General features: G+C 63.1%; 11 protein-coding genes and 2 tRNA genes. 5 read left to right on the top strand and 8 right to left on the bottom strand.

All coding sequences use genetic code 11. The features are described from left to right. Window positions 1–5: 5 nt before the first annotated feature. Entirely contained in the window at window positions 6–821 is an 816-nt protein-coding gene (locus tag PAQ31011_RS25840) for a WecB/TagA/CpsF family glycosyltransferase (RefSeq protein WP_150578488.1), read from the bottom strand. 138 nt (window positions 822–959) lie between these two features. Here PAQ31011_RS25840 and PAQ31011_RS25835 point away from each other — a divergent pair, with 138 nt between their 5' ends. Both PAQ31011_RS25835 and PAQ31011_RS25830 read left to right on the top strand, forming a co-directional pair. Then, a complete protein-coding gene (locus tag PAQ31011_RS25835) occupies window positions 960–2,681 on the top strand; it encodes an FAD-dependent oxidoreductase (RefSeq protein ID WP_150578487.1) in 1,722 nt (573 codons plus the stop codon). 13 nt (window positions 2,682–2,694) lie between these two features. Next, on the top strand, window positions 2,695–3,627 hold the full coding sequence (locus PAQ31011_RS25830) for an NAD-dependent epimerase/dehydratase family protein (protein WP_150578486.1): 933 nt from the start codon (window positions 2,695–2,697) through the stop codon (window positions 3,625–3,627). A gap of 66 nt (window positions 3,628–3,693) precedes the next feature. Here PAQ31011_RS25830 and PAQ31011_RS25825 read toward each other — a convergent pair whose 3' ends face one another. The 4 genes from PAQ31011_RS25825 to PAQ31011_RS25810 all read right to left on the bottom strand — a co-directional run bounded on the left by PAQ31011_RS25825 (window position 3,694) and on the right by PAQ31011_RS25810 (window position 8,861). Beyond that, complete coding sequence (locus PAQ31011_RS25825) at window positions 3,694–4,992, bottom strand: lipopolysaccharide biosynthesis protein (protein WP_150578485.1); 1,299 nt, start codon at window positions 4,990–4,992, stop codon at window positions 3,694–3,696. Window positions 4,993–5,057: 65 nt separating this feature from the next. Next, the gene (locus PAQ31011_RS25820) at window positions 5,058–6,752 is read right to left on the bottom strand and encodes a glycoside hydrolase family 44 protein (protein ID WP_246179796.1); all 1,695 of its coding nucleotides are present in this window, start codon (window positions 6,750–6,752) and stop codon (window positions 5,058–5,060) included. Next, window positions 6,730–8,019, bottom strand: a complete 1,290-nt coding sequence (locus tag PAQ31011_RS25815; protein ID WP_150578484.1) for a hypothetical protein — start codon at window positions 8,017–8,019, stop codon at window positions 6,730–6,732. Before PAQ31011_RS25815 ends, PAQ31011_RS25820 begins: the two co-directional genes overlap by 23 nt. Before the next feature lie 125 nt (window positions 8,020–8,144). After that, window positions 8,145–8,861: a polysaccharide biosynthesis/export family protein gene (locus PAQ31011_RS25810; protein ID WP_150578483.1), complete on the bottom strand. Its 717-nt coding sequence runs from the start codon at window positions 8,859–8,861 to the stop codon at window positions 8,145–8,147. Between the two features lie 256 nt (window positions 8,862–9,117). Here PAQ31011_RS25810 and PAQ31011_RS25805 point away from each other — a divergent pair, with 256 nt between their 5' ends. From PAQ31011_RS25805 to PAQ31011_RS25795, 3 genes are read left to right on the top strand one after another with little or no spacing between them, the layout of a single operon-like run. Continuing rightward, window positions 9,118–11,229: a GumC family protein gene (locus tag PAQ31011_RS25805; protein WP_174990269.1), complete on the top strand. Its 2,112-nt coding sequence runs from the start codon at window positions 9,118–9,120 to the stop codon at window positions 11,227–11,229. A gap of 18 nt (window positions 11,230–11,247) precedes the next feature. Further along, entirely contained in the window at window positions 11,248–12,237 is a 990-nt protein-coding gene (locus PAQ31011_RS25800; RefSeq protein WP_150578481.1) for a DUF6492 family protein, read from the top strand. A 13-nt stretch (window positions 12,238–12,250) separates the two neighbouring features. After that, window positions 12,251–13,441 carry an acyltransferase family protein gene (locus PAQ31011_RS25795; protein WP_150578480.1) on the top strand — a complete coding sequence of 397 codons (1,191 nt, stop codon included), beginning with the start codon at window positions 12,251–12,253 and terminating at the stop codon, window positions 13,439–13,441. A gap of 19 nt (window positions 13,442–13,460) precedes the next feature. Here PAQ31011_RS25795 and PAQ31011_RS25790 read toward each other — a convergent pair whose 3' ends face one another. The 3 genes from PAQ31011_RS25790 to PAQ31011_RS25780 all read right to left on the bottom strand — a co-directional run bounded on the left by PAQ31011_RS25790 (window position 13,461) and on the right by PAQ31011_RS25780 (window position 13,986). Then, window positions 13,461–13,685: a hypothetical protein gene (locus PAQ31011_RS25790; protein WP_039393487.1), complete on the bottom strand. Its 225-nt coding sequence runs from the start codon at window positions 13,683–13,685 to the stop codon at window positions 13,461–13,463. 132 nt (window positions 13,686–13,817) lie between these two features. Then, window positions 13,818–13,893 (bottom strand) — tRNA-Glu (locus PAQ31011_RS25785). 17 nt (window positions 13,894–13,910) lie between these two features. Continuing rightward, window positions 13,911–13,986, bottom strand: a tRNA-Ala gene (locus tag PAQ31011_RS25780). Window positions 13,987–14,058 lie beyond the last annotated feature (72 nt).

Raw genomic sequence — 14,058 nt, 5'->3', positions numbered from 1 at the left:
ACAGGTCACTCGCGTCCGAGTTCGCGCCACTGACGCCAGCAGATGCCGATGAAACGGCGGTCGTCGACGAGATAGCGACGCCACATACGGCCGGGGTTTTGCAAGATGCGATACATCCATTCCGAACCGGTGCGCTGCATCCATTTCGGCGCACGCTTTTGCATGCCGGCGGCGAACTCGATGGCGGCCCCGACGCAGAGCATCAGACCGCCGGGCATCGTGTCGGCGTATGCCATCGCCCAGCGCTCCTGCTTCGGCATGCCGAGGCAGACGAAGATGAGATCGGGCGCGAGGGCACGAACGCGCTGTGCGATGTCCTGGCCCTCGGCACCGGTCGGATCGAACGTCATCGACGGAATCAGCAGCGTGAAGTCGAGTCCGGGAAAGCGTCGCGACAAACCTTCCGTCAGTTGGGCTTCCTGTCCGGGACGTCCGCCGACGAAGACCGCTTTACGGCCCGCCGCACGTGCGTTATCGCACAGCGCGGGCAGCAGATCGGCACCGGTCACGCGCCCCGGTAGCGGTTTGCCGAACAAGCGGCTTGCCCAGATGATGGGCATGCCATCGGCAAAGAGAAAGTCGGCGTTGCGGTATTCGCGTTTGAATTCCGGTTGCGTGTCGAGACGCACAATGTGGTCGACGTTCGGCGTGACGACGATGCGCGAGCGGCCATCGCGAAGCATGGCGGTTTGCGTGAGCACTTCGACGGCGGTCTCGAACGGTACGGCAGCAATGTTCAGACCGAACAGTGCGACGTTAGGCTCGAAGACTTCGCGTACGGAAGATGCCGGTGCAGCTTGCAGATCGGTGTCGCGGCTCATAACGTTTCGTACCCCTGGTATCCCTGCTTTTTTGACGTGCGACGTCCGCACGCATTCGAGAGCAGGCACGATAGTAGCAGCGCACTTCGCGCACGTCAGTGACACTTTTCACAACACGTCGCGTATTTTGAACACACGATGATCCTCGACGCCAACGACATTCCTGCCGGTACCGAACTGCAAGCCGACTTGTGCATCGCAGGTGCGGGCGCGGCCGGCATCACGCTCGCGCTGGTGCTCGAAGCCAGCGGCCTCGACGTGATCCTGCTCGAGAGTGGTGGCGACGCCCCCGAGCCCGCCGTACAGCAGCTTTACACGGGCACCGTCGCCGACGCGCGCCTGCATCCGCCTGCGGACAGCTATCGCGTGCGCCGCTTCGGCGGCTCGACCACGCTGTGGGGCGGACGCTGCATGCCGCTCGACGCCATCGACTTCGAAGCGCGCGACTACATGCCGCACAGCGGCTGGCCCATCGGGCTCGACGCGCTGATGCCGTGGTACGGACAAGCCAACGCGCTTTGCGAAGCGGGTGAGTTCGCGTATACCGCCGAGCAGGCGTTCCCACGCGCCGGCCATCCGTCGCGCCCGATGATCGGCAACTTCAATAGCGACGTCTTCTCGACGAACACGCTGGAGAGATTTAGTTGTCCGACTGACTTCGGCGCGCGTTACCGCAACCGTCTCGCCAAAGGTCGAGTGCGTGTGGTGCAGCACGCTAATCTCTGTCATCTGCCCCAGCGCAGCGATGCGCAGAACGACGCAACCCGCCTCGTCGGCCCCGCACAGGTGAAGACGCTCGACGGTAAAGCCTTCACGGTCGCGGCCCGCGCGTATGTGCTGGCGACGGGCGGGCTGGAGGTACCTCGTCTGCTGCTGAACAGTCCGGGCGTCAGCGGCAATGGATTGGGGAACGCGCACGACGTCGTCGGTCGCTACTACATGAGCCATATCGCCGGGACCATAGGCACAATCGATCTGTCGGGCGCGAGTTCCGTGTGGCACGGCTACGACGTCTCGGACGAAGGCATCTATTGCCGTCGACGTCTGGCATTGCGCCCGCAAGCGCAGCACGACCTCCACGCAGGCAACTTCATCGCCCGTCTGCATCACCCGCGCATTCCGGACGCAGGGCACGGCAACGGCATTCTCTCGGCGCTCTATCTCGCACGGCCCATCGTGCCCTACGAGTATGCGAAGCGGCTTTACGGAGATGCACCGGGTGGCGTTGGCAACTGGCTGGCCCACGCGCGCAACGTCATCACGGATGTGCCCAACACCGTGCGCTTCCTCACGCATTGGCTCACGCACCGCACGCTCGCCACGCGCAAGTTCCCGTCGGTGATCGTGCGTCCGGCCAACCTTCGCTTCAGTCTCGACTTCCACGCCGAGCAAGCGCCCTGTGAAGACAGCCGGGTCACGGTCGGTGACGAACGGGACGCGCTGGGCATGCGGCGTATTCACATCGACTGGCGCTACACGCAGCAGGACGTAGCCACCGTGACGCGCTCGCTGGCCGCGCTCGCGCAGGAAATCGAACGCACCGGCGTCGGCAGCTTTTCGTACGATCCCGCCGAAGTCGAAGGCGAGATGACGCGCTATGGCGCTTACGGCGGCCATCACATCGGCACCGCCCGCATGGGCGACGATCCGCGCACGAGCGTGGTCGATGCCAATGGTCGTCTGCATGAGGCCGACAACGTGTTTATCGCGGGCGCAGCGGTCTTCCCGACGTCCGGCCAGGCCAACCCCACGCTGAGCATCGTGGCGCTCGCGCTGCGCCTCGCAGATCATTTGCAGCGGCAGGCGAATGTGACCGCCCTGCCCGTTCCCGTCACCTCGACACCCTCCACCGCTCACTGATTCCGTCCGCCCTATGAAAGCTCGCATTCTTGTTACCGGCGCGACCGGGTTCATTGGCCGTCACATCGTGGACGCGCTCGCCGCCAGCGACTGGGCGGCGCCTGTCGCCGCGTCGCGCCGTCCGGGCTCGGGCATGCGCGTGGTCGACGCCCTGTCTGCCGCCTCGCTTGGCGAAGCGCTCGCCGACGTCGACGGTCTGGTGAACTGCGTTGCCGGGTCGCCGGAAACGATCGTGGCGAACGCGCGCGCGTTGCGTCAGGCACTGGACGCACGCAGCACGCCGCTGCCCGTCGTCTACTTCAGCTCGATGGCGGTGTATGGCATTGCCGAAGGGCATGTCGACGAGTCCGCCGCCCTCGCAGGTGCGAGTCCCTACGGCATGGCCAAGGTGGAAGCCGAGCAGGCGCTGGCCGGTCTGTCGACGGTGACGTTGTTGCGCCCGGGATGTGTGTATGGCGGCGGCAGCCCGCAATGGTCTGCCCGCATTGCCGAACTGCTGCGTGCCGGTCGCCTCGGCGACCTCGGTGCCGCTGGTGACGCACACAGCAATCTCGTACACGTGGACGATGTCGTGAAGGTCGCGCTGAACGCGCTGCGCAATCCGGCAGCAGGCGGTCACGCCTACAACCTCGCCATGACCGGTTCGCCGCGCTGGAACGAATACTTCACCGCTTACGCGATGGCGCTGGGCGCGACGCCCGTGAAGCGCATCGGTGGCCGACGTCTGAAGATCGAAACGAAGCTCGTCGCCCCGGCGCTCAAGATCGCCGAGATCGCGGGACGAAAGATCGGTGTGAAGGGATTGCCTGCGCCGTTGCCGCCGTCGCTCGCGCGGCTGTGGCAACAGGACATCGTGCTGGACGGTAGCCGCGCGGAAAAGACGTTCGAGCTGTCGTGGACGCCCTGGCGCGACGCGGTTCAGGCGGAAGCCGCCCGCGACCGGTAAGACGGTCGCTTCGACGCAACGGGGCCGCTGCGCCCCATCAAATCGACGACGCGATCGACGCCGCGATCAACGACGCGAGAGCCGCCCCGCCGTCCACTGCCAGAGCGTCGCGAACGGCGACACACCGAGCAGGCGGTGTGCGGCCCACGCGGCGGCGGCACCGTTCACGGCAATCGCCAGCGACGCTGCAACCGACGCGCCGACACTGCCGCCCATCGGCGTGAGCACCGCCAGCCCCACGAGCAGCACCACGACCGACACCACGTTGATGCGCATCAGCGCACGCGTATGTGCCGTCATGCCGAGCAATTCGGGCATCGCGGTGAAACACGCGGCGGCGATCTGACCGAGCGCGAGCACGCGCAAGGCGCTCGCGCCATCGTCGAACCCGTGCCCGAACAGTCCCAGCAGGAACTGCGGAACAACGAGCATGCCGAGCGTGACCGGCAGCGCCAGAAACAACACTAGCCCAATCGCCTGCGCCGCACTGCGCTCCAGTCCCGGCAGATCCTGACGCGCGTAAAGACTCGCAAATCGCGGCGCAGCCATCCCGGTCACGCCGCTGATCAGAATGTTGACGACCAGCGCCAGACGCCACGCCAACGCAAACAACCCCGTCTCGCGCGACAACGCCACAATCCCCAGCACAATGGCCGGTGCCGACGTGATCAGCAGCTTGGTGAGTTCGAGCGAGAAGAGCGACAGGCCCGGCTTGAGCAAGCCAGGAATCGCGCCATGCGGCTCACCTGCGGGCACGTCGCGCAGGAAGCGGCGAAGCAGCACTGCGCCCACCAACGCCGCCACCGTGAAACTTGCGGCCGTAAGGATCAGCGTGTTGACGACCGTCAGCTTGCCCGTTGCCACCAGCGGAATCGCCGCCACGCAGAACACCGCCGGCCACAGCCACGAGTAGATCATCTGACTGAAGCCCACGCGCTGCAATCCGGCAAGCGCACCGGCAACCGCCGCGCCCATGTTCTGCGGGATAAACGACAGCGCGCCCAGCATGAGCGGCAGGACAAGCTCCGGCTTCTTCAGGATGTCGTTGGCGAAGAGCGCCGCCCCGCCAGCGAGCAGCACCGAGACGGCGGCCGACGCAATGAACACATGCGTCAGCGCACGCCGGATCGTCGGACGCACGGCGGCGGACTCACCAGACGCAATGTCCATCGCCAACTGTCGCGTGAGCGCCTGATCCATCCCGAGACGCCCGAAACCTGCGAGCGCGACCATCGTGCTGAAGACGATGTAGAAGTTACCGGTCTCGACAACGCCCAACGCCGCCGCAATCAGCAAGTGAAAACCGTAGCGGCTCGGCAAATCCAGTAGCCGCACGCCGAGGCTGATCACACTGCCGCGCAGCATCGAAGCCCCGGATTTCGTAGACGGCGCGGACCTGTTGGGCGTGTCTGGCATCTCAGTTCACCGGCTCAGTTCTTCGCTTTATGCAGCACGAACAGCAAAATGCTCTGCGGCGGCAGATCGGCGCGCAGCGCGCTGCCGGCATAGGTGACGTCCGGCTGCCGCGTCAGCTTGTTGTCCGCCAGTTGCCAGACTTCGCCCGTACCCGACGCAGCGAAATTGGCGAGCGAGACGTTGGTCTGCGCCGCACGGTCGAGTTGTTTGTTGATGACGACCACGGTCAGCGCACCGTCTTTCGGACGCACCGCCGCGAACGCCGATACCGTATCGGGATCAGGGACGGTGGCCGACACGCTGGTCGAGCCGAATTCGCCGCCGTGGCCGTCGTAATTGCGATACAGCTTGATCGCCTTGTAGACCGGCATCGACGGATCGAGCGTGCCCCATCGCGTCGCCATGTCCAGCTTTTCACGTCCGAAGATACCGAGGATGTCGGCCTGCGCCGTCGCCCCGTTCATACGGGTGTCCGCGCCCCAGTTGTACTCCGTGAGCGCGATGGGCGTGCCGGGGTAGTAATACGTGTCCACCCACTGACGCATCATCGGAATCAGCGCGACCACGCTGTTGATCCACGTCGGATCCTTGTAATTCGGATCCCACAGATTGCGCGTCGACCGGTTGCGCATGAGCGCGATCTCGGTCGAGTTGCCGTCGGCCGGCTCCTCGTACTCTTTGCTCTGCGGGTAGAAGTGCAGACTGAAGATGTCGACCGGACGACCGGCCTTTTTCCACTGTGTGAGCAGCCATGGGATGTACGGCATGCCGCCCGTCTCGTTCAGCCGGTCCGGCGCTTGCGCGTAACCGTGCGTGACCGAATGCTGCTGATCGAAGCCGCTGTACAGATAGCCGTTCCAGCCCCACTCTTCCGGCGCGAGCACCTTGGCACTCGGGTCCGCTGTCTTCACCGCGCGCGAATACGCGATCACCTTGGCGGCGATCTCGCTGGCGTGCGCGCCCGTCGGATGCGAGTTGTTGTGGATCAACTGCCACAGACTCGGCTCGTTATCCATCGCGTAGTACTTCACGCCGCCCGCGCGCGCCGGGCCGAACTGCTGCACCAGCGCCGTCACACGGGCTTGCTGACTCGCGGGATCGTCGGGCACGGTGGCGTCGTCCGGATCGTTCTTGACGAGTGTGCCGTCGCGCAGAATGCCGTTACCCGCGTCGGTCATGCCGTCCACGTCGTGATTCTGCTGCGGGCCGTACTTGGCGATGGAGAAGCTCGCCAGCCGGTCGCGTGAGCGCGACAGCGTGGCCACGCGGCCGAGCATGGAGATGGTGATGATCGGCTGCGCACCGGCGGCCTGCGTGAGCGCCACGAAACGGTCGCCGAACTGATCGTTGATGTCCGCCGGATTGACGGGCAGGCTCTCGTAATACCAGTCGCGACCGGCGTTACGCGCGTCGAGCCGCCAGTTGTACGCCGACGCACTGTTGCCGCCCGAACGGTTCAGCGGCGCGCGCAGATCCTGCAACATCGTCGTCGTACCGAAGTTGATGCCGTAGATCAGCGGACTGATCGGGTGCCGGTTCGCCGCCGCATCCACGGCAATTTCAACGGGAAGCGGGCCACCGGGCGTGGCCTTGGTGCACGCGGCAGACGACAGCATCACGCCCGCAGCCGCAAGCTGAATCAGACGGGGAATGACGCGGGAATACGAAGAAGGTTTGAAAGACGCACTACGGCGCGGCAACACGCGCATGGAGACTCCGTGGGACGGCACGACGGTCGAAGCCGCCAACACGCCACACATAGACGAAGATCGCCAGAATCACGGCGGTCTCACCCGGGGCGAGCGTTGGCGGATAGAAGAAAGACACCAGCAGCACGAAGACCAGATAGTCGTACAGCGCGCCAAGGAAATCGTCCTCGACTTCCGCGCGCAAGCGCCGGTAGAAGAACAGTCCGCGCAACTGGAAACACAGAATGACGAACGCGCCGATCAGGCCGTACTCGAACACGATCCCGAGCCACGTAATGTCGGCCAGAAAGAAGAAGTGGTGGAAATACGTGGTCAGCGTGTCGCCGCTCGCCGGGCTGATCGTGCCCACGCCAAAGAGCCAGCGGAACGAATCGTTGCCGAGAAAGCGCGTCGCCAGCAGCGCCGAGATACGACGCGTATCGAAGCCGGTTTCCGCATTGGCGCTGAAGATCGTTGCGAGATACCCCATCGAGAACACGCCCACCAGCACAATCGGGGCCACGAGCATCAGCCCGATACGCGCACGCGGGCGCGCCCATACGAACGTATTGATGACGAGCACGCCCATGATGCCGATGGCGAGCGCGCGTGACTTCACGATCAGCAACGCCACCGCCAGCCCGATCAAGACACTGATCAGGTAGCCGACGTTGCGCTCGAAGAACGCACGGCGATAGCAGAAAAACAACAGGATGAACGGGAAGTACATCGACATCCGGATGCGATGCCCGCGACTGTCGCTCGTGAAGAACGGCGCTTGTCCGAAAACGTAGGTTTCCTTGTACCAGTCCGCAGGCACCAGCAGCCACATGAGAATCAGCGCGCCGACGATGACCGCGCCGAGAATCACGAAACTGCGTCCCAGCTCATGCAGCGTGGGCTTGAGCATGAGCAGCAGCGCGAGAAAGGAAAAGAAATACAGAATCGGCAACAGCTTCACCTGCGCCGTCACGCTGGTGAAGAAGCTTTCGTGAAAATAGATCACCGCCGCGAAGCTCGGCACCATCACGAGCCATGCGAAGCTCAGCAACACCTGGCGCGTGATCGGAAAACGCGGCTGACTGCCGAGTCGCAGCACGAGCGGCAGCGTCAGAATCGGGAACGCTTTGGAGAGCGCCCACAGCGGATACAGCGCCGTGATGTAGTGGAACGTCTGGCCGAACAGCGGAAGCAGCGCCACGAGAATGCCGACGACGAACGTGCGCGGCAAGCCACCCGAGAAGACGTCCGGCAGATCGTCGGTCGTATCGGGCACGGTGGACTTCATTTCGAGAGAGGGCTGCGCGGCTGTCACGAAGCGGTTGAAATCGGTAAGTAGACTTGACGGGTTTGCACTGTGAACTTGAGAACGTCGGCCGTCGCGAACATCGCGCGACGGCCGACGTCAGGCGATCAGAAGCTGCGAGCGCCGTTGATGTCGTAGTTCACGTTCTTGTTGAACGGCAGTGCCTTGTTGATGTACTGGTCGACCCACAGATCCACTTCGGCGATGGACGACTTCGGCACAAAGATAGTGTCGTTCGATTGCAGAACGATGTCTTGCGCCGGATCGCCTTGCTGCGTGAGGGTCTTGATGTCGACGGTGCGCAACATCGGACGACCGTCCGGGCTGCGGCGAATGAGCACGACTTCGCCGGTACGTGCGGTATCGAGCAAACCTTGCGCGGTGATGATCGCCTGCATCACGCTCATGCCCGGCGTGAGTGCGAGTTCGCCCGGCTTGCCGACTTCACCGCCGACGAAGACGTGCGCAGCGGTTTGCGTAACAGCGACCATCGCCATCGCGTTGGCCGTCATGTGGTTGTTCGCAAGCGCCCGGTTGACCGTCTCGCCGAACTGCGCGAGCGTCTGGCCGGCCGCAGGCAGATTGCCGGCGAACGGCATGGCGACGGTGCCGTCAGGGGCCACGCGGCCCTTGTAGTTGAGTTCGATGTTGAAGGGCAGCACGACGGAAATGTCGTCGCCGGGCAACAACTTGTACTGCGTCGGCGTGGCATCGACCCACGTCGCGAAGCGATCAGGCTGTTGGTATTTCGTATCGACCCAGGTGTGGGAGCAGGCCGTCAGCGTCATCAGCGCCAGTACGCAGGCCGGGCGGAGCATATTCATGGGACAGATGGCACGAGGCCGAGGTGGTTTCACGGTTTGGACCGTACTCTAGTGCACTTCTGCCGTCTCGCCAAGCACGATAAATCAGCGTCGGATTTAGGATAATGGCGGTTTTAGGGGGACTTTACGGGGACTTTCTTGCGTAAGATATGCGCCTTGAAACCATCAACTATGGCCGGGCAACCTTTCCGCTTCTTGCATCCCTATGGCAATTACGACTAGAACAAGGCCTGACCGGCACGCCGCGGTCGTCGACGTGACGATCCGGGATTACCTCAACACACTTTTCTACTACCGCAAGATCGCGACGACGGTGTTCCTCGCTATCGTGGCGCTCGGTGTGCTCGTTGCGCTCTTCGTGCCGATTCCGTATCGCGCACAAGCCACGCTGCTCGTGCTCAACGCGGGGTATTACGACCAGACCAACAATCCGAACGGTGGTGTCTCGCTGCAACCGCCGCCGGGACAGCTGAACGGCGTGGAAGCGCAGATTCTGTCGAGTCCGGAGCTGCATCGCGATGTCATTCTCTCGAAGCTCGGACCGGGTGCAACGGCCAGCGACATCGACCGCGAATTGCAGAACTTCGAGAAGCGTCTGCACATCGAGCAGAACGATCTCGCCAACACGATCACGCTGACGTATTCGGATACGGACCCGAAGGCCGCCGCCGATGCGCTGGCACGCCTGCTCGACAAGTACTTCCGTCAGCGCGCGTCGATCTTCACGCAAGGCCGCGTCAATCTGCTGGTCAGCCAGCGTGACGACGTGGGCAAGCAACTCGATAAGGCCGACGCCGATCTGCTCGCGTTCCAGAAGAAACACGGCATCGTCAAAATCGACGATCAGACGTCGCGCGCCGTGCAGCTCGAATCGCAACTGGTACAGCGCAAGCTCGAAACCGATGCGAAGCTCGCGCAGGACCGCAGCGAACTGAAGTCGTTGCAGTCGTCGACGAAGGATGTCCGCAACACGATTCCGATCTACACGGACGACTCCGAAACCAGCCGCGCGATCAACATTCTGCAAGGCTCGCTGAGCGAACTCGAGAACAAGCGTGCGGACTTCGCGTCGCGCTACATGGCGACGTCGCCGTTCGTCGTGCAGCTCGACAAGCAGATCGCCGATATGCGCGCGAACATTGCGAAGCAACGTCAGGAAATGATGACGGCGACGCGCATGGGGCATAACAACTACTTCGACGTCGTGCAGGAACGTCTGGCCGTGCTCAATGCCAGCATTGCCGGTGGCGTCGCACAGCAGACCGCGCTCGAAGCCCAGATCAAGGAAACGCGCGACAAGCTGCAAGGCATGAGCGACGTGTCGAGCCAGTTGAGCCAGTTGCAGGCGCGCCGCGACATTCTTGCCGACAGCTTCAAGGAACGCTCGCGTCAGGTCGAACTCGCCCGCGTGCAGCAAGGTCAGGTCAGCCAGATCAACGGCACCAACGTGCGTGTGATTCAGGCACCGTTCCCGCCGTCGCAACGCAGCGTCTCGGCCAGTCTGATCGTCGCTGCGGCGATTGCCGCAGGTTTGCTGATCTCTGCCCTGACGGTGCTGATCCTGTCGAGCCTGCGCGAGACGTTCCTCAGCCCCGAACAAGTCGAGCGCGCCCTGCTGCTGCCGGTGGTGAACGCGCCGGTGTTGCTGGGCAGTGGCCGCGGGGCGGCGGCAGGTGCTGGCGCGAACGTGGAACCCGCTTATGCGCGGCCAGCGCATCTGGCTTATGGCCGCATGATTGCCGCGATCAACAGCAGTTCGGACGGGACTGCCAAGGTCGTCATGGCGCTGTCCACCGGCAAGAACGACGGCCTCTCGTCCGTCATTCAGGGCCTGACCAGCGAACTCGAACATCGCTCCGGCAAACCGATTCTGATTCTCGACATCGCCTCCACGCCGGATTCGCCGATGTACGGCAAGCCGAATGCGCAAGGTCTGCTGGAGTGGCCGTCGAACGGCGGCAGCGGCACGGCCAACGTCGACGCGGTCAAAGCGACCGGCACGGACGAATCGAACGCGCTGACCGATCTGACGTTCACGCGTGTCGACCGTCACAATATTGTCGTGGCACAGCCTCACAGTGGCGCGGTGCCGTCGTCGTGGCAACTGGTCACGCGCCTGTTCGACGCCCTGCGCGAATCGCACGACTACATCGTGGTCCATGCGCCGCCGTCGAGCCAGTCGTTCACCGGCATCGAGAACGCCCCCCTGGCCGACGCTACGGTGCTGGTCGTGCGCGCGGAAGCCACGCGCAAGCCAGTCATCGCCGGGCTCAAGGCGCAGGTCGAAGACGCCGGCGGACGTTTGATCGGCGTGGCACTCACGCATCGTCGCGGTTATATTCCGAGCTTCATCTACCGGTTCTTCTAGTCGTCGGTTCAGCCCACCATGCAACAAATCAGCGCGATTCTGCCGATCAAGACACGAGGACGACACTACGCCGACAACATCGGCCGGTGCGACATCCTGTTCTCGTCGTTGCGTCACTTCACGACGCCGTCGCTGTTCCATCGTTTCGTGATCATCGTGCCGCACGACGAAGTGGAGGAAGTGCGCGGCTACGCGAAAGCGTGGTCCGACTTCCCCATCGAAGTGATCGACGAATCGCTGTACATGGGCGCGTTCAACGAGTTCTCGCAGCGTCACCAGATTCGCAACTGGCACCGTCAGCAGATCATCAAGATCAACGCGCCGGAGTGGATCGAGACGGAATACTTCCTGATCTTCGATCCGGACTGCTTCGCCACGCATCACTTCGACTACGACTCGCTGATCTCCGACGGTCGCGCGATTACGCACCTCAAGGGGCGCAGCGTCGAGCCGTACTACTGGGAGGCGTCGGCCAAGCTGCTCGACGTCGACCCGCATCTGGATCGCGAAGGCGTGTGGTGGACGCCCGCCACGCTCTCGCGCTCGCTGTGCGTGTCGTTGCAGGAGCGGCTCGAAGCGGTGAACGGTACCGACTGGAAGCGCGTGCTGCTCGCGAACTACGCCATCGACTGGACGGAATACACGCTGTACTGGCTCAACGCCGAGCGTGCCGGGCTGCTCGACAAGTACCACACGCAGGCCGTACCGCCGCAGCGCACGCTGCACGCCGACGAGAGCGTGTGGTTCGCCGACAAGATGCAGGAGTGGGACGCCGCCCACTACTTCGCGCCCGAGAGCGACGGCCTGTTCGCCGTGGTTCAGAGCAACACGAAGATCCCGCTCGATCAGGTGGTGGCGAAGCTCTCGCCGTATTTCCCCATCAAGATTCAGCCGTACGACCGTCACGTCGATCCGGTGCTCAAGGGTGCCGAGCTATACTCCGCCGTAGTTCGCAAGGGACTGAAGATGGTTCAGAAGCTGCTGGGCAACGGAACGGGTATCAAGTGACCGGGGTAGTTTGATGGGCAGTCGCAAGACGGGTAATGGCGTGGACAGTGCAGTGAACGCGGCAGTGAGCAGCACCAAAGGCCGGATGGTCGGCATCGAGATTCTGCGTTTCTTCAGCGCGTTCGCGGTGCTGATCTGGCATTACCAGCACTTCTTCTTCCGCCCGGAAACGGCGTCCATCGACGTCGTGCGCAGCGCCCAGCCGCTCTACTCGCTGCTGCATCCGTTCTACGATTTCGGATGGCTCGGCGTGAACGTCTTCTGGACGATCTCCGGCTTCATCTTCTTCAATCGCTATTTGTCGAAGATCGTCGCGGGCAAGGTCTCCGGCGGTCTGTTCTTCCTGAATCGCTTCTCCCGGCTCTATCCGCTGCATATCGTCACGCTCATCGCAGTGGCGCTGTTGCAGGCAGTTTACGTGCGGGAGAACGCCGCGTTCTTCATCTATCCGTACAACACGCCGTACGACTTCTTCGTCAACGTGATCTTCGCGTCCGGCTGGCTCACGCCGTACACCGACTCCTTCAACGGCCCGGTGTGGAGTGTGTCGACGGAAATCGTGATTTACGTGCTGTTCTTCCTGCTGGCGCGGTTCTGCCGCATCGGGCTGGTGTGGACGTTGCTGCTGATGTGTGCGTCGGCGGCAGCGGGCGGATGGCTGATCCATCTGCAAATCAAGGGCAGCGAATCGAACATCGTCTTCTGCGCCTTCTATTTCTTCATGGGCGGCGCAGTGCATCTGGTCTACGAGCGCTTGCGCGACGTGATCGAGCAGCACCGTCGTGCGACGGTCATGCTGTGCTGTCTGGCTTATGTGGCGCTGATCGCGTTCTGCGTGGTCTTCGGCGGGACGAAATATCTGGCGGCCACGGTGATCGCCCCGGTCTCGATTGTTCTGCTGCATGCGATCGAGCCGTGGATTCCTGAGCGGCTGGCGCGGCCCATCGCCGATCTGGGCAATACGACCTACTCCAGCTACCTCATCCACTTCCCGCTGCAACTGACGACGGTGATCGTCTTGCACAGTCTCGGGATGTCGAGCGCGACGCTCGCCATGAGCCCGTGGTTCCTGGCGGCGTATCTGATCGTGGTGTTCTCGCTCGCGCGTGGGGTGTTTCGCGTGTTCGAAGCACCGGCGCAGACGTTCCTTCGGCGGCGTCTGGCGTGGATCGGCGGGCGCTCGGCGACGAACGCCGCCCGCTAACCCGCCAACCCGCTAACGCTCAATGATGGTGATGGTGGTGATGCGACCAGAGCGGGTCCATCGAGTCGACGAACGACGCAACAGCGTCCTTGTCACCCGTGGCGTGGCGCATCAACTGGCCGCACTTGCACCAGCCCTGATAGGGCGTGATGTGCGAGCAGGCGGTCGTCTTCTGCAAGTACAGCGTGACGGGTTTGGCGCACTTGGTGCACTTGAACTTGAGGGTGAGCGCGGGTTTGCTCATCGAAAACTCCAAAGGTACGCAAAAAAGCCGGATGTCGTGAAGACACCCGGCTTTCTGTTTTTCATGACCGACGCTGTGCGAATCTGACGCCGGTCGACTTCGACGTGTCACTGACACACCGTTGCCGCTAGATGGCGTCCCCTAGGGGATTCGAACCCCTGTACTCACCGTGAAAGGGTGATGTCCTAGGCCTCTAGACGAAGGGGACAAAAATCGTCATTCGTTTGGTGGAGGTAAGCGGGATCGAACCGCTGACCTCTTGCATGCCATGCAAGCGCTCTCCCAGCTGAGCTATACCCCCGTGCGAAGAGGCGTGACTATAGCGCATTTGGGGAAAACCCGCAACTCCCCTCGGTAACCACCCCTGACAACC

This window comes from Pandoraea aquatica (assembly GCF_902459565.1).
Lineage (GTDB): Bacteria > Pseudomonadota > Gammaproteobacteria > Burkholderiales > Burkholderiaceae > Pandoraea > Pandoraea aquatica.
Note: the sequence above shows the minus strand (reverse complement) of the source record. Positions and strands in the feature narration are given on the sequence as shown.